Here is a 17,488-nt window from a genome sequence, read left to right as displayed (position 1 = left end):
CTCCCTATCCCTTTGTCCGCAGGCTCGACCGCCCGCCATCGACGGCAAACACCTGGCCGGTGATCCACCCGGCCGCAGGGCTTAGCAGGAACCTTGCCAGCGCCGCTGCATCCTCCGCCTCGCCGAGGCGCGGGATCGGATGCTGGGCCGCGATCGCCTTGGCCATGGCCTCGTTGCCGGCCAACGGTGCAGCTATGGCGGTCCGCGTCAGGCTGGGTGCGATGCAGTTCACCCGGACCGAGGGCGCGAGCTCGGCCGCGAGCGCCACCGTCAGCCCCTCGACCGCTGCCTTGGCCGGCCCGATCACGCTGTGGTTGGCAAACCCTGACCGCGCCGCAACGGACGAGAACAGCACGACCGAGCCCTGCCCTGCCTTCAGCGCAGGCTCGGCCGCCGCGATGGCTTCGGCGGCGGCAACGACGTTGAGGCGATAGGCGGAGAGATGGTCCTCCACCGTCGCGCGCTTCGCTGGCTTCAGCACGATCGATCCGATCGCGAAGACGAGCCCGGCAAGCGCCCCGCCATGCGTGGCGGATGCCTCCGTCACGGCCTGGGCGATGGCACCGGGGGCGAGAACGTCACACACCGTCGCGGGCGCGCCGAGCCGGGCCGCGAGGGCACCGAGCCGCCCGGCATCGCGCCCCGCGAGGTGGACCGGCACGCCGGATGCGGCAAGCCCCTCGGCGATCGCACCGCCGATCCCGCCCGTTGCACCGAACACCAGAACCGCACCCGACATGATCACCCCTTACCGACAGATCGTTGACAGATGGTAGGGACCGGCAGGCCTGCTTCAACCGCCCACGGAAGCGTGACCCCCATACGAACAGGTATGGGCCCGCGGCGAGGGATGGGCGGCAGGCTCGCACCGTGCGATGGTCGAGTAACAACGACCCGATGATCAGGACCACGACGCCAGCCCATGCGACAGCTCCTGCTGCTGCGCCACGCGAAATCCTCCTGGGACGACCCGAGGACGCCGGATCATCAGCGGCCGCTCGATGCGCGCGGCCAGCATGACGCTGTCGCGATGGGCGCGGCGATGCGCAAGCTCGGCCTCGCACCCGACATCGTCCTCGTCTCCACCGCCCGCCGCACCCGCGAGACGCTGGCCGCGATCGAGCCGATCGAAGGCTCGCCGCTGGTCGATGAGCATGAGGCGCTCTACCTCGCCCCGGCGGAAGCGATGCTCGGCATGCTCCACGCCGTGCCCGAAACCGCGCGCAGTGTGCTGCTGATCGGGCACAATCCCGGGCTGCACAACCTGGCACTCACCCTGGTCGGTCCGGCCGGCCTCGCCAAGGGCGGCCGCGATGCCGAGACGCTGGGCGAACGCTATCCCACCGGCGCGCTCGCCGAGTTCGCGATCGCCGCCCCCTGGTGGGGGATCGAGGCGGGGGCAGGCAGGCTCGTTCGCTTCCTCTGCCCGCGTGATCTGTCGCCCGACATCCAACCCGACATCCTGGGCCACTGAGGCCAGGCATGGCCGACATCACGATCGAGCTTGTGCTTGCGCCCGAAGCAGCGCGGCACTTGTTTCGCCACGCGCGGCCCGGTGGGGGACCAGCAGCGAAGCCACGGCATGCAGCGGTGGAGCAGGTGCTGTCCTGCGCGGCAGACGGCGCTCTCGGCAAGGCAGGGCTTGCGCTCGTGGTCGAGAAGCGCCGGCGTGGCGCCGTGCAGCGCCTCGTCCGCTGCATGCCCGCGGACAGCGAGATCTGGTACCCGGGCGCGCCGATGCCGGTGCTCGCCGAAACCACGCTGCCCGACCTCCAGCCCGACCTTGGCGCCTTCGCCGACCTGCTCGGGCGCGATGCCGGCGTCGTGCCGCAGCCGCTCGCTGCCTTCTCGGGCAGGCGGAGCACGCTGGCGGCTGGCGAGGCTGGCCCCGCGCTGTCGCTGCTGTCCGGCACGCTCAGGGCGGTGACGGCGGAACAGCCGATCGCTCGGCTCTGCATCACCGGCGAGAGGGCTGCGGTGTTCGCCACCGCCGAGCGGCTTGCCGCCATGCTGCCGCTCTCGCTGCCTGCCACCAGCCTCGTGGAGGTGGCGCGCGGGCTGGCGCGCGGCCTCCCTCCACGCCCGCTCCGGCAGGGGGCGCCCGCGATCGCGCCGACGGCTGCGGTGGCGGAGGCATTCTCCGCCATCGTCTCGCACCTCGCACTCGCCATGCTCGCCCACGCACCGGCCGCGCTCGCAGGAGAGACGCCGGAGGGCGTGCACCAGATGCGCGTGGCGCTGCGGCGCCTCCGCTCCGCGCTCTCGCTGTTCCGCGACCATGCCGGGCCTCCGGGCACACTGGCATCGTCCGGGCTGAAGGCACTCGCGAGCCGCCTTGGCCCCGCGCGTGACTGGGACGTGTTCATCGGCGGCCGCCTCGCCGCAGTGCGCGCTGCCTTCCCGCGTGACGAGCGGATCGGGGCGCTGGCGGCTGACGCGACGGCGGCGCGCGAGGCAGCCTACGCCAGGCTGCGCGAGGCGCTCGACACCCCCGGCTTCCGATTGCTGTCGCTCTCCCTCGCCGCGCTCGCCCAAGGTGAGCGCGAGGCGCCGGAGCCGGCTTCCGCGTTCGCAGCCAAGGCCCTGCAGAAGCGGCTCAAGCGTGTGCTGCGCCATGGCGAGGATCTCGCGGGGCTTCCGGTCGAGGCGCTGCACGCGCTCAGGCTCGATGCCAAGCGGCTGCGCTATGCGGCTGAGATGTTCGGCCAGTTGTTCTCGCCGAAAAAGGCGCGTCGCTTCCTCCGCGCGCTCGCCGCCGTGCAGGAGGAGCTTGGCCACATCAACGACGCCGCCGTTGCCGCCACGCTGCTCGGCCACCTCGCGGAACCGCATGAGGCCCGTGCCTTCGCGGTCGGCGTGGTCGAGGGCTGGATCGCGGCGAAATCCGACGGTGCGCGCGAGGCCGCGTTCAAGGCCTGGGACAAGTTCCTCGAGCGCGAGACCTTCTGGGACTAGCGCTCAGGCGATCAGCCCGTCGTAGAGAAGCTTCAGGCCCGTCACGAACAGGAGCGCGAAGACGATCCTGTAGAACAGCGCATCGGTCACCCGCCGCGACAGCCAGAGGCCGAGGAACACGCCGATCGGGGCGGTCGGCAGAAGCAGGGCGGAGGTGGCGAGATTGGTTACGTTCAGCTGGCCGAGCCAGGCGTAGGGCACGAGCTTCACGTAGTTCACCATCGCGAAGAACATCACCGTCGTGGCGTTGAGCAGCGCGCGCGTATAGCGCCGCGGCAGGAGATACATCGCCAGCGGCGGCCCCCCGGCATGGGCGAGCGTCGAGGTGAAGCCGGAGGCGAGCGAGGCAGCGAAGGCGGCTGGCCGGTTCTCCCCCGGCGGTTCCCCTGCCGCCATCCCCCGCGCGAGCCAGGCCTTGCCCCAGGCATGCAGGGTGAACAGCACCGCCACGGCGCCGATCAGCGTCTTGACCGCGCGGTCTGAGAGTTCGCCGAACGCAAAGGCGCCGAGCGCGATGCCGACGAGCGCGCCGGGCGCGAGGATCAGCATGAGCCGGCGGTTCCATTCACGCCGGTAGGCCCAGATGCCGACGATGTCCATCGCGCAGAGGATGGGGAGCACGATGCCGGCTGCCTGGCCGGCTGGGATGGTCAGCGCCAACGCCGGCACGGCCAGGTTGCCGCCGCCCGAGGCGAAGCCGCCCTTGCTGATGCCGGTGACCAGCAGCGTCGGGATCGCGAGCGCGTAGAACCAGGGCTCGGCGATCGGCCCGGGAAAACCCGCGGCAAGGCTTGCAAGCAGCGACATCGCGGATGCTTCTGACGAGGGCAGGGAGTGGCGTGTATGGCACGCGTCGGCTGGTTCGTCCCGCAGTGGCGCGGATCAGGCACTCCAGGGCAGCGTGCCGGGCGGCAGGCGGCGGGCGAGAAGGCTTGCGGCCCCCATCAGCCCGAGCACGAGCGCGAGCCCGACGACGGACACGGCAGCGGCCTGCCCCACCGCGCCGCCGTCATGCAGCCCGAACACGACGACGCCGAGCGTCTGGCTGCCCGCGGCATAGAGCAGGATCGAGACGGTGATCTCGTTGAGCGCCGCCAGCGCGACAAGGATGCCCGCGGCAGCGGCCGAGGGGGCGAGCAGTGGCAGCGCGATCGTGATCAGCCTGCGCAACGGTCCTGCGCCGGCCAGCCGCGCTGCTTCCTCGAGCGCCGGGTCCAGCCGCGCGGCGGAACCTGCGATGGGCTTCAGTGCGAGCGACTGGAAGCGGGCGAGATAGGCGATCAGGATCAGCCCGAGCCCGCCATACAGGGACACGCCGATCAGCGGCAGCGGGCGGAGATGCACGAGGATCACCGCCACGCCAAGGCACACGCCGGGCAGCGCATAGGGCAGGTCGATCATCGCGCGCACCACGCCGGCAAGCCTGACGCGCACCATCGCGAGGGCGAGGCCGACGAGGACCACTGCCGCGGCGGCAGAAAGGGCAAGGCTGTTGCGGAACGCCAGCGCGGTATTCTGCTGCACGAACAAGACAGTCTCGAGGTTGCGCAGCGTCACCGTGGCCAGCGTCAACGGAACGCCGATCGCCGGGACAAGAGCGGTGGCGACGAGGGAGGCAAGCGGCAGCGCCAGCACGGCGGCGAGATAGAACACGAGGGCGGCGAACACCGCCCAGCGCCAGGGCCCGAGGGCGAGCTTCGGGGCAGGTGCCGTCGCACCGGCCGTGATGAAGCGCCGCGACCGCCGCCCTGCCCGCGCCTCGGCCCAGAGCGCGGCCGCGGCGAGGGCGGCGAGCAGCAGCGACAGGAGTGCGGCTTCCGACAATCCCGCAGGCCCGAGCCCGGCAAGCCGTTGCCAGATCAGCACGGTGAGCAGCGTGTGGTTGGCCGGGATGCCGAGCAGCGCGGCGATGCCGAAATTGCCGATCGCGGCGACGAAGGCGAGCGCCAGCGCACCGGCCAGCGCCGGCACCAGCAGCGGCAGCACGACGCCCTGCAGCACTGCACCCCGCCCGGCACCCGCCAGCCGCGCCGCCTCGACGAGCCCTGCGGGAAAACGCCTGAGGGCGGCCATCAGCGGCAGGAACACGAGCGGCGCATGCTGCACGCCGAGCAGCAGCGCGATGCCGCCAGGCCCGTAGAGCGGGTGCCGCGCACCGAGCGGCGGGGCGAGGCCGATGGCGTTCAGCAGCGTCGATGACGGCCCGAGCGCGCTGATCCAGGACAGCGCCGCGATCTGGGGCGGGATCAGCATCGGCACGACGAAGAGAAAGGTGAGCATGCGCCGCGCAGGAATCCGGCAAAGCCCGAGCGCGAGTGCCGCCGCCGTGCCGATCAGGGCCGAGAGCGCCGTCGCGGCGGAGGCGACGATGAGCGTGCGCCACGCCGCGCGCCACACCCGCGGATCGGAAAAGACGCGGAGTGCCAGGTCAGGCGGCGCGCCGGGCAGCGAGGGCGCGACGCCCTCGAGCGCGAGCCGCGCCATCGGCAGCACCGAGATGGCGAGGATCCAGGAAAGCAGGAGGGGGAGGAGAAGCCTCTCCCCGGCCGTGCGGCCCATCCGGCGCGCGAACGCCTAATGGCCCATCATGATGGCGAACCGGCGCTGCACGTCCTCCGCCTCGGCCAGCGCGCGCTTGGGGTCGAGCGGCATGACGCGGATCGTCTCCGGATCGGGAAAGCCCGCGGGCGGCGCGATGGCCGGGTCGGCCGGCAGGAAGCCCTGGCGCGCGGCAAGCTCCTGCCCCTCGCGCGACAGCAGGAACGCGACGAAGGCCTTCGCCGCCGCCTCGTTGCGCGTGCCCGCAAGGATCGCCACCGGCTCGGTGATGGCGGAGACGCCTTCGGCCGGGAACACGAACTGCACCGGCGCGCCCTTCGCCGCCTCGCGGATCGGCAGGTAGTCGATGATCATGCCGAACGCCTTCTCTCCGCCGGCGACCGACTGCATCACTGCCCCGTTGCCGCCGCGCACGGAGAGCCCGTTGGCGGCCACGCGCTGCAGATACCCCCACCCAAGCGCAGGGTTCTGCACGATCGCGTAGAGGTGGATCAGCGCCGCCCCGGAGACGCTGGGCGAGGGCATGGTGGCGAGCCCGCGCGCGCGCGGATCGGCGAGGTCGGCCCAAGCGGTGATGGGCATCGGCGCGCGGGCGTTGCGCGCGATGCCGGTGGTGATGAGCTTGGTGCCCCAGTAGAAGCCATCGGCATCGACATGCGCCGCCGGCACGCCGCCGCGCGGCGCATCGGCCCAGCGCAGCAAGCGGTTTTCGGCCTTCAGCGTTTCCATCGTCAGGCTGTCGGCGATCAGCAGCAGGTCGGCCCGCGGGCTGCCAGCCGCGAACTCCGCGCGCAGCCGGGGGATCAGCGCGCTCGTCCCGCCCCTCACCCATTCGACCGCGACGCCCGGATGGCGCGCGCGGAATGCATCGACCGTCCCTTGCGCGTCGGCATCGAGTTGGCTCGTGTAGAGGACGAGGCGGCCGGAGACGGATTGAGTAAGCGGCTGGGACGTCCCTTGGGCCTGAACGCCCTGCGGCATGAGGCCGAGCAGCGAAGCGGCAAGTGCCGCGGCAAGCGGGCGACGCGGATACGACGTCATCGATGAGGTCCTTTGGTCGGGGCGGGGCGTTGCAACGCTTCTCTAGCGGTGCAAGGGATGGTGGGGCAGAGGGGAAGCGTGAAGAATGCATGACACACGGCATTACCTGAGCGGGTTTGCTGCGTTCGTCATGGCAGGTCTGATCGGAGGGGGAAGCGGCATGGCGTTCGACTTGCAGGGCCATCGCGGGGCGCGGGGGCTGGCACCGGAGAACACGCTCGAAGGCTTTGCGAAGGCACTCTCGCTCGGCGTCACCACGCTCGAGATGGATACCGGCATGACGGCCGACGGCGTCGTCGTCGTCATGCACGACCTGTCGCTCAACCCGGACATCACCCGCCTGCCCAACGGCGCCTGGCTCGCGGGGCCGGGCCCTTCCATCCGCTCGCTCACCCTCGCGGAGCTCCAGGCCCACGATGTCGGGCGGATCCGCCCCGGAACACGCTATGCCGCGACCTTCCCCGACCAGGTGCCGGCCGACGGCGCGCGGGTGCCAACGCTCGATGCCGTGCTCACGCTCGCCAACGCCGCGAGCCACACGGTGCGGTTCAACATCGAGACCAAGGTGTCCCCGCTACAGCAGGGCCTGACCGTCGCACCCGAGGTGCTAGCCGCGGGCGTAGCCGATGCGCTCGCCCGTGCGGGGCTGACGGAACGGGCCGTGGTGCAGAGCTTCGACTGGCGGTCGCTCGACTGGCTGAAGCAGCATCGCCCGGAGGTCGTGCGCAGCTACCTGACCTCTCAGACCCCGGGCTTCGACACGGTGTCCTCCCGCGACGGTCGCCCCTCGCCCTGGCTCGGCGGGCGGGACGCCGCGGCCTACGGCAATTCCGCGCCGAGGCTCGTCGCTGCCGCCGGCGGCAACGTGTGGTCACCCAACCATCGCGACGTGACGGAGGCGAGCCTGGCGGAGGCGCGGCTGCTCGGCCTCACGGTGGTGCCCTGGACGGTCAATGACGTGCCGACGATGGAGCGGCTGATCGGCTGGGGAATCGATGGCATCATCACCGACAGGCCAGACCTGCTGCGTGGCGTCCTGGCAACGAGGGGGATCGCCCCTCCCCCACCCTCCCCCGCCCCTTGACGGGGAGGGGTATCCTTCACGATCAAAGGCTTCCGTCGAAGAAGTTGTTGGATGCCGATAGCCGCGACATGAGGGATCGCATGCCCGGCTTATCGTAGCCCTTCTCCTCCGTCAGCGCGCCCATCGGGCAGAAGAACTCGTGCGCATGGGGCACCTGCCCGGTGACGAAGTGGTCGTATTGCCGATCCTTCAGGCCGTAGAGCACCCGCATGTCGCGCACTGGAAGGGTGAGCGGGGCGACCGGTTCGTCCTTCAGGATGCCGGTCAGGCGCCAGCGCGGTGTCGGATCCTCGGGCGAGACGGGGCCGGTGAGCCACGGCAGCGGGCAGATCGCCAGCAGCGAGTGCGTCGACGGCGCGAAGCGGGAACGCTTATCGAGCAGGTTCTGGAACGAGGAGCAGGCCTCGATCGCGACGACGTCGCACCATGGCTCAGCTGCCGTACCGCCGAACTGGAGCCACATCCCGTCAGGCAGGGTGCGGAGCCGGTCGGTGCCCGGGATCTTGAGGAAGGGCGAGGCCGGCGATTGGTGTTCCGATGGTCTCGCACGGAGGGTCGGGACGGGGCCGTTCCCCCGCGGCGCCAGGCCAGGAAGGACCTGGGGCCACTTTCGCAACTGCTGCCGAACCAACGCGTCAAGTTTCGCGTGTCGCTCCATGAGTCAAGGCTCCCTGTCTGCGACGCATGCCATGATGTGAATCCTGGGGACAACCCTGGGGAAAATTCAAGCGCAAATTTCAACCTGGAATAGAATTAACGCACTATGGCGCATGCAGTGAGTCAGATGAGAGCTGACGGGACACTCACGGAGAGCGCGCATGCAGCCGCGTGAGTCGCGTCTCATGGGACGAAGACGGACGGTGACTTTGATTCAAGATCAGCGATCTACCGTCATGACCTGATACGGGCCCACGCGGCGCCCGATCGGCTGCGGGACGCCTTGGGCCCGATCACGGCGGCGTGGGTGAATGACGATGCACGTGCAGCGTCGATATCGATTCAACCCTAGCGCGATCTGTCTGTGGATAAACAAAAGGGCGCGCCCGGCTTGGCGCGCCCTTCCGTAGAAGCCGGGCGCTCAGCCGCGGTCAGCGAGCGCGCTGACATCACGCTGCGGCGCGCCGGTGTAGAGCTGCCGCGGCCGGCCGATGCGCTGCGTCGGGTCCTCGACCATCTCCTTCCACTGGCTGATCCAGCCTGTGGTGCGCGCGACCGCGAACAGCACGGTGAACATGCTGGTGGGGATGCCCATCGCCTTCAGGATGATGCCCGAATAGAAGTCGACGTTCGGGTAGAGCTTGCGGGCAACGAAGTACTCGTCATGCGTGGCGATGTTCTCGAGCTCAATGGCGAGGTCGAGCAGCGGCTCGTCCTTGATGCCGAGCTCGCGCAGCACCTCGTGGCAGGTCTGCTGCATGATCTTCGCGCGCGGGTCGAAGTTCTTGTACACGCGGTGGCCGAAGCCCATCAGCCGGACGTGGCTGTCCTTGTCCTTCACCTTGGCGATGAAGTCGGGGATGTTCTTCACATGGCCGATCTCGGCCAGCATCTTCAGCACCGCCTCGTTCGCGCCGCCATGCGCCGGGCCCCAGAGGCTGGCGATGCCGGCGGCGATGCAGGCGAACGGGTTGGCGCCAGTCGACCCGGCGAGGCGGACCGTCGAGGTCGAGGCGTTCTGCTCATGGTCGGCGTGCAGGATCAGGATGCGATCCATCGCACGCGCGAGAACCGGGCTCACCTGGTACGGCTCCGCCGGCACGGCGTTCATCATGTAGAGGAAGTTCTCGGCGTAGCCGAGGTCGTTCCGCGGATACATGAAGGGCTGGCCGATCGAGTACTTGTAGGCCCAGGCGGCGATCGTCGGCACCTTGGCGATCAGGCGGAATGCGCTGATCGTCCGGTGCGTCTCGTCGGTGATGTCGAGGCTGTCGTGGTAGAACGCGCTCATCGCGCCGACCACCGCCGTCATCACCGCCATCGGGTGGGCGTCGCGGCGGAACCCGTCATAGAACCGGCGAAGCTGCTCGTGGATCATGGTGTGGCGCGTGACACCCGTGTCGAACTCGGCCATCTCGGCCTTGGTCGGCAGGTCGCCGTTCAGCAGCAGGTACGCCACCTCGAGGAAGCTGCACTTCTCGGCCAGCTGCTCGATCGGGTAGCCGCGATGGAGCAGGATGCCGGCATCGCCGTCGATGTAGGTGATCTTGCTGTCGGTCGCCGCCGTGCCGCCGTAGCCGAGGTCGTAGGTGAAGAGGCCGAGCTCCGGGTAGACCTTGCGGATATCGACGACCGAGGGCCCGATCGTGCCGGGGATCACCGGCAGGGTGATCGACTTCCCGGTGCCATCCAGCGTCAGCGTCGCGCTGCCTGGCTGATTATGGCCATGCTGCGCATCGGGGAGTTTGGCCTCTGCCCCTGGCTTGGACATCTCGTTCATGGCCTTTCTCCCCTACCCTCTGGACCCGCGCTGCCCCTCGCCGCGCAGGTTGTGCCAAACGGCCGATATCGGCGGCCTCGACGGAAGCCTCGCACGGACCGGTAAACGCAATGCACCATACGCCCCGCACGCCCGGGCACGCAACGTGCGGCAGTGCAGCATTGCTGCGGCGTCAGTTGGCTCTGCGCCAGCTTTCCGGCGTGTCGAATCGCCCTTCCCAGAGGCCGTTGCGCGCCGAGCGTGCCTGCGCTTCCGCCACGCCATAGCGCGAGGGGCCGCGCCTGCCCTCGGCGAGCGCAAGCGCCCAGCCCGAGGCGACCATCGCCTCGGCGAGGTCCAACCCATCCGCATGACAGATGCCCACCGCACGCCCATACCGGTCGCGCCCGGTGACGCCGCAGGCAACGCCGCGGCGCCGCACCAGCGTGAACAGGTGACGGGCAGCCGCCTCGCCGCAATCGAAACGCGAACCGTTTGCCCGCTGGCAGACTTGGCCGCGCTCAGGCGCGTCGAGGCCGGCGAGCCGCACCGTCGCATCTCCAAGCTTCAGCGTATCGCCATCGACGACGCGCACATCGGTCGCGCGCACCACGATCTCGCGCGGCAGCGGCGCCTCTGCCTCAGGCTTGGATGGCGGCTCCGGCGCCAGGCCAAACCAGGCGGCAAGGGCGGCACCGGTGAAGCTCGCGAACGCAGCCGCGATCCAGCCGCCACGGCCGCCGCGCGCGCGGGCGCCGCTCCCGATTGACGGTTTCCGCGCGAACAGCCGCCTGCCGCCTTGCGCGTGCCCGCCCCGTGCGCCTCTCACCGGCCCCGCCCCAAACCCCATCGCCCCCGTGCCGTTTTGGCCCCATCCTGGCGTGGCCAATCGACACGAGAGGTGCTAGCCCGCGCGTCGCGCTGGAGCAAGGCGAAGGGGTCGGGCCATGCAGCAACCTGGAGGCGAGCAATTGGGGCCGGTGGCGATCATCGGGACCGGGCTGATCGGCGCCGGCTGGGCGGCGCTGCTGCTGTCGCGCGGCATCGCCGTGCGTGCGTGGGACCCCTCGCCCGGCTTCCGCGACCGGCTCGTCGCCGCGATCGGCGCACGCGCCCCGGCGCTCGCCGCCCTCGGCGGCGCGCCTGACCTCGCGCTGCTCACCTGCCACGACACGCTCGAGGGCGCCGTCGCCCCGGCCCGCTTCGTGCAGGAGAACGCGCCCGACACCGAGACCGCGAAGCGCCCCCTCTTCGCCGCGCTCGATGCCGCGACGCCACGGCAGACGGTGATCGCGTCATCGACGAGCGCGCTGATCCTCACCCCGCTGGTGTCCGATCTCGCGGGGGCGGATCGTTTCATCCTCGGCCATCCCATCAACCCCGCCGATCTCATGCCGCTCGTCGAAGTTTCGGGAGGCGAACGAACCGCTCCCGAGACGATCGCCGCTGCCGTCGCGTTCTACCGCGCGATCGGAAAGCGCCCCGTCGTGCTCAGGCGCGAGATCGCGGGCCACATCGCCGGCCGCCTCGCCGCCGCGCTCTACCGCGAGGCGGTCGCGCTGGTCGAGGACGGCATCGCCGATGCAGCGACCGTGGACGAAGCGCTCTCGGCCTCGATGGGCCTGCGCTGGGCAGCGACGGGGGTTCACCTCTCCTACCATCTCGGCGGCGGCCCGGGCGGGCTTGCGCACTATCTCGACCATCTCGGCCCGGCGCAGGAGCGGCGCTGGGCCAGCATGCGCACGCCGCGCCTCGATGCCGCGCTGAAGGCGAGGCTGGTCGCGGGCGTCGATGCCATCGCTGGCGGAAAATCGATCGCTGAGCTCGAGGCAGGGCGCGACGCGCGCCTCGTGGCCCTTCTCCGCGCGCTCGGGAGCACGTCCAATGGCTGAACCAATCATCGGCATCCTGGGCGGCATGGGGCCGCTGGCTGGGGCGGATTTCCTCGCGCGCCTGACGCTCGCGACGGAGGCCGCGCGCGACCAGGACCATCTCCGCGCCGTGCTCTGGTCGGACCCCACCGTGCCTGACCGCACGGCGGCCGCACTCGCGGGCGGCCCCTCGCCGCTGCCGGCGATGCTCGCCGGCGTGCGCGTGCTCGAACAGGCCGGTGCCGGGTGCCTCGCCATCCCCTGCAACACCGCCCATCTCTGGGCAGACGGGATCACCGCGGCGACGCGCCTGCCGCTGATCCACATCGTCGACGCTGCCGCTGCGGCACTCGCGGCACGGGGCATCGGGGGCGGAACGATCGGGCTGATGGGAACGGCAGCGACGCTGCGCCTCGGCCTCTACCAGGACCGGCTCGCCGCGCACGGCTATGCCTGCCTGGTGCCGACGGAGGCCGAGATGGCCGAGGCTGTGAGCCCGGCGATCGCACGCGTCAAGGCGAATGACCTCGCAGGTGCCGCGGCGCCGCTGCTCGGCGTGGCGACGGCGCTGGCGGGGCGTGGCGCGGCGGCGGTCGTCCTCGGCTGCACCGAGATCCCGCTGGCCCTGCGCGGGCCTGACGCGGAAGCCTCAGGCCTGATGCTGGTCGACACGATCGACGCGCTCGCCCGCGCCGTGCTCGCGTGGGCGAGACCTGGCTAGACCAGCAGAAGGATCAGCAGCGCTGCGGCGAGCGAGACGAAGGCGAAGGCGTTCAGCGCCGTGACGGTGCGCGCGGGGAGCGCATCGATCACCCGGTCGAGCAGCAGGCGCGAGCGGCTGGCGCGCAGCACCACCTTGCGCTGGCGTGGCTGGCGGTCGGCGCGTGAGGTGATGGTCTGTGTCATCGATGGTCCCCTCGGCTTGGCCGGCACACGGCGCGCCCGGCGGCGGGGAGCATCAGGCATCGATACGTCGGAAACGGACGCAGCAGGAGAGGCGAGCAGCCTCAGTCACATGCGCAGCCCGGCGTGGGAGCAGCGTCGCGGCGCACGACGTGATGGTCGATCCATTCCGCGACGAGCCGCCGAGCCTCGCTGACGGAGGCCTCCGGGTGGTGGATGCGATAGAGCGTCGTGCAGGCGCCGAAGGCGGCCATGTCGTCCGTCCCGTGCGCGCGCAGATCCTTGTAGGCCGTGACGACAGCCCGTTCGCAACGCCGCGTGATCTGGCCGAAGTCCCGTCCCATCAGGCAAACCCCGCTCGGCCCGGTGGGCCGCCCTGTTCCCGCACGCACCGCTCCGGCGCGTCGTCAAATGCGAGTCACTCGCAACTGACGCCGATAGTTATAGGCACGATTCAACGACCGTTCAATCGTCATCACGGCCTGACACTCCCGGCATGGCGGGCCGGGCACCCTCACCCTTGCGCGATCACCTCGGCGATCGCCCGGCCCACATCCACCGTTCCCGCCTGCCCGCCCATGTCGCGCGTCCGCGGGCCCCGCTCCAGCACCGTCTCGATCGCAGCGACAATCGCATCCGCCGCGGCCTTTTCACCCAGATGCTCGAGCATCATTGCACCCGACCAGATCTGCCCGATCGGGTTGGCCACCCACTTGCCGGCGATGTCGGGCGCCGAGCCGTGCACCGGCTCGAACATCGAGGGGTGCGCCTTCTCCGGGTTGATGTTGGCCGAGGGCGCGATGCCGATCGAGCCCGCCACGGCAGGCCCGAGGTCGGACAGGATATCGCCGAAGAGGTTGGAGCCGACGACAACGTCGAACCAGTCGGGGTGCTGCACGAAATGGGCGCAGAGGATGTCGATGTGGAACTGCTCGGTCTTGACGCCGGGGTAGCGCGCGGCGGCGGCGGCGAAGCGCTCATCCCAGTAGGGCATGGTGAAGGTGATGCCGTTCGACTTGGTGGCCGACGTGACCAGCCTGCGCGGCCGCGTCTCGGCGAGCCTGAACGCATAGTCGATGATGCGATCGCATCCGATGCGGCTGAACACGCTCTGCTGCGTCACGAACTCGCGCTCGGTGCCGGTGAACATCCGGCCGCCGGAGGAGGAGTATTCGCCCTCGGTGTTCTCGCGCACGACGATGAAGTCGATGTCGGCGGGAGTGCGGTTGGCCAGCGGCGTCCTGGCCCCAGGCATGAGCCGGCAGGGGCGGATGTTCGCGTACTGGTCGAAACCGCGGCGGATCGGGATGAGAAGGCCCCAGAGCGAGACGTGGTCAGGCACGCCGGGCCAGCCGACGGCGCCGAGGAAGATCGAGTCGCTCTCGGCCAGCAGGTCGAGGCCATTCTCGGGCATCATCGCGCCGGTCTTGGTGTAGCGGTCGCACGACCAGTCGTACTCGGTGCAGGCGAGCGAGAAGCCGAAGCGACGGCCAGCCGCCTCGAGCACGCGCAACCCCTCCGGCACGACCTCGCGACCGATGCCGTCACCCGGGATCACGGCGATCCTGTGCGTGCGTTCGGCCATTGCAGCGTCCCCCATGTTGCCATTCCGTCAAGGCGGGGCGGACCATAGGCGGCGGGAACGGTTCGTCAATCGCCAGCCCGCGCTGTCGCGGGCTGGCGCTGGACGGAAGTGGGGGTCAGCGGCGCTTGGGCGTCCGCTTCGCCGCCGCCGGCTTGCGCGTGGCCGGCTTGGCCTTGGCTGCCCGTGCGCGCGGCGTGGCGCTGCGCATCACGGAGGCCTGGTGCACCGGCATCGCGCGGCGGACGGCACGCTCGGTGACCTCGCCGGCCGCTTCGACCATCTCCGTAACCGCTGCCGCTGGCCCGCTCGCGCCTTTGGTGGACGGCATGGTCCATGCCGCGCTCCAGAACCGCATGGCTTCGCGGTTGAAGGCGTCGAAGCCTGCCGCCTGCATCCGGGAGAGCTCGGCAGTCCAGAAGCCGCGGACGGTTCCCGCCATCGTGTTGGCGAGGCTGAGCCACTGGCTCATGAAGGGATTGCTCATGAAGAGCCGTTGCATGGTCTTTGGGTCGATTGCTGTGTATGTCATGGAGGAGAAATGGTGCGCCGCAGCATGAATTGCGACCAAGCAGTCGCACCCTGCTGATCACAACCCCGATACTGTCGTTGCGCGGGCGGGGTCAGTCCTCCACCGGTGGAACATTCGCCACCAGCCACCGGGCGATGCCCGCCACCGCGGCATCATCATGCTGCTGCCCCATCACCTGCACGCCCACAGGCAGGCCCCCCACTGCCATCAGCGGCACGGTGACGACGGGCGCGCCGAGGATCGAGCTCATCGCGTTGTAGGAGGGATCGCCGGTGGTGTGGCTGATCGTGCCGCGCGTGCCGGCCTCGGTGCCGAGCTTCGGGGCGGGGCCGAGGGCGGCGGGCGCGATGAAGCCGTCGGTCACGGGCGAGAGAGCCGCGAGCCTTGCCCGCGCCTCCGTCCGCCGGCGCAACAGGTCACGATAGGCATCGAGCGTGATCGACCGGCCGAGCACCAGGCGCGCGCGAAGGCTGTCGCTGATCCCGTCAGGGTGCTGCGCGATCATGTTCTCGACCGACCAGCGCATCTCGTACGCGCACATCTCCGTCGAGAGGTTCATGCTGTCGGCCACCGCCGCCTCGAGCGCATCGAGGGCGGGATTCTCGCCCGGGTGGATCACCGCGACGCCCGCTGCGCGCAGCGCCTCGAGCACGCGCGCGAAGGCGGCCTTCGTCGGCGCATCCGTCAGCTTCCAGCCCTCGCCGTGCAGCACGGCGAGCGTCGCTGGCTTGCGCGGCTCAGGCGGCGCTGCCGGGCCGAACAGGCCGGGGTAGCCAGGGTCGCCACCCGCGCGCCGCGCGATCTCGGCGGCGACAAGCCACATGTCCTCGGCCACCCCGGCATGCACGCCGACCGTGGAGTGCGACAGCCCCTGCCTCTCCCCACGGTTCAGCGCGCCCTGCGTCGGCTTCAGCGCCCAGTTGCCGCAGAAGCTCGCGGGACGGATGACGGAGCCGACCACCTGCGTGCCGATCGCCACCGGCACCATCCGTGCGCCGACCGCCGCACCCGAGCCGGAGGAGGAGCCGCCTGGCGTGCGCGAGGCGTCGAAGGGGTTCGTCGTCGGCCCCGGATGGCTCATGCCAAGCTCAGTCGTGACGGTCTTGCCAAGGACTAGCGCGCCCGCCTGCCGCAGTGCCTGGACGAGGGCGCTGTCACGCTTGGGGTGATTGTCCTTGAACAGGGGCGAGCCCATGCGGGTTGGCATGTCGTGCGTCTCGATCAGGTCCTTGATGCCGATGGGCATGCCGTCGATCGGCGAGAGTGGCATTCCGGCCCTCCACCGCGCGGTGGAGGCATCCGCCGCCTCGCGCGCACCCGCCTCGTTCAGCGCCACCCAGGCCTGCACCCGCGGCTCGCGCGCGACGATCGTGGCGAGGCACCGCTCGAGATAGTCGCGCGGGCTGTCGGTGCCTGTTGCGAACACCTCTGTCGCATCGTGGAAGGTGAGTGGGCGGAAGCTGCCCGGGCTGTAGCTCTCGCGCATCGGTGCATCGGTCATCGTCGTGCCCCTCCCGTTGATAAGGCCAGTGTGCCGTGCCTCGCCGGATCAGACCACACCGCGTGCGCGGATTTCCCCGGCCACGCGGGACGCTTCGTCGAGCCGGGCGCGCTCTGCTCCCTCCAGCGTATCGGCCAAGGGTGCGGCAAGCCCGGCAGCGACCAGGCTCGCATGGAACCGCGCATGGCGCGGGCCAGCGAGGCCTGGTGGCGACCAGAAGAACACCGGCGCCTCGCTCATGCAGGCTTCCGACAGCATCGAGACGCTGTCGCCTGTCACCACGATCGCGTCGGCCGCACCCAGCAGCCCGGCATAGGGGTTCTCTCCCGCCTTGCCGAAGCGGTGCAGCAGGTGCGGCACGGCATCGAGCCCGGCGGCCAGCGCCTCCTCGGCCAGCGTTCCGGTGCGGCGGCTGGTGGTCGCAAGAACCGATCCACCCGCCGCGAGCGCGAGGCCAGCCACGCGCGTCGCGAGGTCGCGCGCCAGCGCGGGGTCGAGCCCCTCGGCTCGGACAGGGCCGCCGACGAGGAGCGCTACGCGCGGCCTTGGCAGTTCGGCAATGCGCGGGGCAAGGCGCGCAGCGGCTTCGGCGAGCACGCTGGGCGTCATCCGGTGCGGCGCGCCGATCACCTGGAGGATGTTCGCCGTCGTGGCCGGCGCGTCATGCACCGGGATCACGAGGAGGTCGAACCGATCCGGCGCGATGCCAGGCCGCATCACGTGCACCAGCCGCGCGCCGGATCGTCGCTTGAGCCAGAGTGCGACGGGTGCGGCGCGCCGCCCAGCGGCGATGACAAGCTTCGGCCAGGGCGGGGCGAGCGCGGCCCGCGCCTCCGCCGTGAGCCCCGTCAGCGAGCCCCAGGGCAGCAGGTTCGGCAGGCGCGACAGCGCGGTCCAGCCGAGGGGCTTGACGGCGAAGGGCTCGCCCAGCCGCTCGGCGATGCCAAGCGCCTGCGCCGCCGTTCCCGCACGAGGGTCTGCCAGCACCCACACCGCTTCACGCGCGGCTTCGGTTGTGAAGCTCTCCATGCAAGGCTAGGTAGG

The 17,488-nt window shown here is 70.6% G+C and carries 18 protein-coding genes; 5 read left to right on the top strand and 13 right to left on the bottom strand.

Annotated features, from left to right (window positions below; genetic code table 11):
• Window positions 1–4: 4 nt before the first annotated feature.
• Complete coding sequence (locus Q0C38_RS01315) at window positions 5–739, bottom strand: SDR family NAD(P)-dependent oxidoreductase (protein WP_291295241.1); 735 nt, start codon at window positions 737–739, stop codon at window positions 5–7.
• A 183-nt stretch (window positions 740–922) separates the two neighbouring features.
• Here Q0C38_RS01315 and Q0C38_RS01310 point away from each other — a divergent pair, with 183 nt between their 5' ends.
• Window positions 923–1,474, top strand: a complete 552-nt coding sequence (locus Q0C38_RS01310; protein WP_291295240.1) for a histidine phosphatase family protein — start codon at window positions 923–925, stop codon at window positions 1,472–1,474.
• Window positions 1,475–1,482: 8 nt separating this feature from the next.
• Window positions 1,483–2,955, top strand: a complete 1,473-nt coding sequence (locus Q0C38_RS01305; protein ID WP_291295239.1) for a CHAD domain-containing protein — start codon at window positions 1,483–1,485, stop codon at window positions 2,953–2,955.
• Window positions 2,956–2,958: 3 nt separating this feature from the next.
• On the opposite strand, the gene Q0C38_RS01300 is transcribed toward Q0C38_RS01305, so the two are convergent.
• The 3 genes from Q0C38_RS01300 to Q0C38_RS01290 form a co-directional block, all read right to left on the bottom strand.
• On the bottom strand, window positions 2,959–3,762 hold the full coding sequence (locus Q0C38_RS01300; RefSeq protein WP_291295238.1) for a sulfite exporter TauE/SafE family protein: 804 nt from the start codon (window positions 3,760–3,762) through the stop codon (window positions 2,959–2,961).
• Between the two features lie 75 nt (window positions 3,763–3,837).
• Window positions 3,838–5,514 (bottom strand): iron ABC transporter permease, encoded by a 1,677-nt coding sequence (locus Q0C38_RS01295; RefSeq protein WP_291295237.1) that lies wholly within the window; start codon window positions 5,512–5,514, stop codon window positions 3,838–3,840.
• Window positions 5,515–5,529: 15 nt separating this feature from the next.
• A complete protein-coding gene (locus Q0C38_RS01290) occupies window positions 5,530–6,555 on the bottom strand; it encodes an ABC transporter substrate-binding protein (protein ID WP_291295236.1) in 1,026 nt (341 codons plus the stop codon).
• A 160-nt stretch (window positions 6,556–6,715) separates the two neighbouring features.
• On the opposite strand from Q0C38_RS01290, the gene Q0C38_RS01285 reads away from it, so the two are divergent.
• The gene (locus Q0C38_RS01285) at window positions 6,716–7,639 is read left to right on the top strand and encodes a glycerophosphodiester phosphodiesterase (RefSeq protein WP_291295235.1); all 924 of its coding nucleotides are present in this window, start codon (window positions 6,716–6,718) and stop codon (window positions 7,637–7,639) included.
• Window positions 7,640–7,661: 22 nt separating this feature from the next.
• Here the strand turns inward: Q0C38_RS01285 and Q0C38_RS01280 are convergent, their stop codons facing one another.
• The 3 genes from Q0C38_RS01280 to Q0C38_RS01270 all read right to left on the bottom strand — a co-directional run bounded on the left by Q0C38_RS01280 (window position 7,662) and on the right by Q0C38_RS01270 (window position 10,884).
• On the bottom strand, window positions 7,662–8,297 hold the full coding sequence (locus Q0C38_RS01280; RefSeq protein WP_291295234.1) for a hypothetical protein: 636 nt from the start codon (window positions 8,295–8,297) through the stop codon (window positions 7,662–7,664).
• Window positions 8,298–8,717: 420 nt separating this feature from the next.
• The gene (gene gltA, locus Q0C38_RS01275) at window positions 8,718–10,067 is read right to left on the bottom strand and encodes a citrate synthase (RefSeq protein ID WP_291295321.1); all 1,350 of its coding nucleotides are present in this window, start codon (window positions 10,065–10,067) and stop codon (window positions 8,718–8,720) included.
• Between the two features lie 181 nt (window positions 10,068–10,248).
• Complete coding sequence (locus Q0C38_RS01270) at window positions 10,249–10,884, bottom strand: thermonuclease family protein (RefSeq protein ID WP_291295233.1); 636 nt, start codon at window positions 10,882–10,884, stop codon at window positions 10,249–10,251.
• A gap of 151 nt (window positions 10,885–11,035) precedes the next feature.
• Between Q0C38_RS01270 and Q0C38_RS01265 the strand changes: the two genes are divergently transcribed.
• Window positions 11,036–11,947 carry a 3-hydroxyacyl-CoA dehydrogenase NAD-binding domain-containing protein gene (locus Q0C38_RS01265; protein ID WP_291295232.1) on the top strand — a complete coding sequence of 304 codons (912 nt, stop codon included), beginning with the start codon at window positions 11,036–11,038 and terminating at the stop codon, window positions 11,945–11,947.
• On the top strand, window positions 11,940–12,647 hold the full coding sequence (locus Q0C38_RS01260) for an aspartate/glutamate racemase family protein (protein ID WP_291295231.1): 708 nt from the start codon (window positions 11,940–11,942) through the stop codon (window positions 12,645–12,647). The genes Q0C38_RS01265 and Q0C38_RS01260 overlap by 8 nt, the downstream gene beginning before the upstream one ends.
• Here the strand turns inward: Q0C38_RS01260 and Q0C38_RS01255 are convergent.
• From Q0C38_RS01255 to Q0C38_RS01230, 6 genes are all read right to left on the bottom strand, one after another.
• Window positions 12,644–12,832 (bottom strand): hypothetical protein, encoded by a 189-nt coding sequence (locus tag Q0C38_RS01255; RefSeq protein WP_291295230.1) that lies wholly within the window; start codon window positions 12,830–12,832, stop codon window positions 12,644–12,646. The genes Q0C38_RS01260 and Q0C38_RS01255 overlap by 4 nt on opposite strands.
• 101 nt (window positions 12,833–12,933) lie before the next feature.
• Window positions 12,934–13,173, bottom strand: a complete 240-nt coding sequence (locus Q0C38_RS01250) for a hypothetical protein (RefSeq protein ID WP_291295229.1) — start codon at window positions 13,171–13,173, stop codon at window positions 12,934–12,936.
• Between the two features lie 170 nt (window positions 13,174–13,343).
• Window positions 13,344–14,414, bottom strand: a complete 1,071-nt coding sequence (locus tag Q0C38_RS01245; RefSeq protein ID WP_291295228.1) for a tartrate dehydrogenase — start codon at window positions 14,412–14,414, stop codon at window positions 13,344–13,346.
• Between the two features lie 115 nt (window positions 14,415–14,529).
• On the bottom strand, window positions 14,530–14,943 hold the full coding sequence (locus Q0C38_RS01240) for a hypothetical protein (RefSeq protein WP_291295227.1): 414 nt from the start codon (window positions 14,941–14,943) through the stop codon (window positions 14,530–14,532).
• A gap of 91 nt (window positions 14,944–15,034) precedes the next feature.
• A complete protein-coding gene (locus tag Q0C38_RS01235; RefSeq protein ID WP_291295226.1) occupies window positions 15,035–16,444 on the bottom strand; it encodes an amidase in 1,410 nt (469 codons plus the stop codon).
• 48 nt (window positions 16,445–16,492) lie between these two features.
• The gene (locus tag Q0C38_RS01230) at window positions 16,493–17,473 is read right to left on the bottom strand and encodes a mitochondrial fission ELM1 family protein (protein WP_291295225.1); all 981 of its coding nucleotides are present in this window, start codon (window positions 17,471–17,473) and stop codon (window positions 16,493–16,495) included.
• Window positions 17,474–17,488: the final 15 nt, after the last annotated feature.

The sequence above is a fragment of the Elioraea sp. genome, assembly GCF_022842375.1.
Taxonomy (GTDB): domain Bacteria; phylum Pseudomonadota; class Alphaproteobacteria; order Acetobacterales; family Acetobacteraceae; genus Elioraea_A.
Note: the sequence above shows the minus strand (reverse complement) of the source record. Positions and strands in the feature narration are given on the sequence as shown.

Excerpts from the sequence above, each read along its gene's own strand:
- Q0C38_RS01290 (WP_291295236.1), bottom strand. The coding sequence starts at position 6,555 with ATGACGTCGTATCCGCGTCGCCCGCTTGCCGCGGCACTTGCCGCTTCG.
- Q0C38_RS01295 (WP_291295237.1), bottom strand. The coding sequence starts at position 5,514 with ATGGGCCGCACGGCCGGGGAGAGGCTTCTCCTCCCCCTCCTGCTTTCC.
- Q0C38_RS01240 (WP_291295227.1), bottom strand. The coding sequence starts at position 14,943 with ATGACATACACAGCAATCGACCCAAAGACCATGCAACGGCTCTTCATG.
- Q0C38_RS01230 (WP_291295225.1), bottom strand. The coding sequence starts at position 17,473 with ATGGAGAGCTTCACAACCGAAGCCGCGCGTGAAGCGGTGTGGGTGCTG.
- Q0C38_RS01255 (WP_291295230.1), bottom strand. The coding sequence starts at position 12,832 with ATGACACAGACCATCACCTCACGCGCCGACCGCCAGCCACGCCAGCGC.
- Q0C38_RS01285 (WP_291295235.1), top strand. The coding sequence starts at position 6,716 with ATGGCGTTCGACTTGCAGGGCCATCGCGGGGCGCGGGGGCTGGCACCG.
- gltA (WP_291295321.1), bottom strand. The coding sequence starts at position 10,067 with ATGTCCAAGCCAGGGGCAGAGGCCAAACTCCCCGATGCGCAGCATGGC.
- Q0C38_RS01305 (WP_291295239.1), top strand. The coding sequence starts at position 1,483 with ATGGCCGACATCACGATCGAGCTTGTGCTTGCGCCCGAAGCAGCGCGG.
- Q0C38_RS01260 (WP_291295231.1), top strand. The coding sequence starts at position 11,940 with ATGGCTGAACCAATCATCGGCATCCTGGGCGGCATGGGGCCGCTGGCT.
- Q0C38_RS01315 (WP_291295241.1), bottom strand. The coding sequence starts at position 739 with ATGTCGGGTGCGGTTCTGGTGTTCGGTGCAACGGGCGGGATCGGCGGT.
- Q0C38_RS01235 (WP_291295226.1), bottom strand. The coding sequence starts at position 16,444 with ATGACCGATGCACCGATGCGCGAGAGCTACAGCCCGGGCAGCTTCCGC.
- Q0C38_RS01245 (WP_291295228.1), bottom strand. The coding sequence starts at position 14,414 with ATGGCCGAACGCACGCACAGGATCGCCGTGATCCCGGGTGACGGCATC.
- Q0C38_RS01310 (WP_291295240.1), top strand. The coding sequence starts at position 923 with ATGCGACAGCTCCTGCTGCTGCGCCACGCGAAATCCTCCTGGGACGAC.
- Q0C38_RS01300 (WP_291295238.1), bottom strand. The coding sequence starts at position 3,762 with ATGTCGCTGCTTGCAAGCCTTGCCGCGGGTTTTCCCGGGCCGATCGCC.
- Q0C38_RS01280 (WP_291295234.1), bottom strand. The coding sequence starts at position 8,297 with ATGGAGCGACACGCGAAACTTGACGCGTTGGTTCGGCAGCAGTTGCGA.
- Q0C38_RS01250 (WP_291295229.1), bottom strand. The coding sequence starts at position 13,173 with ATGGGACGGGACTTCGGCCAGATCACGCGGCGTTGCGAACGGGCTGTC.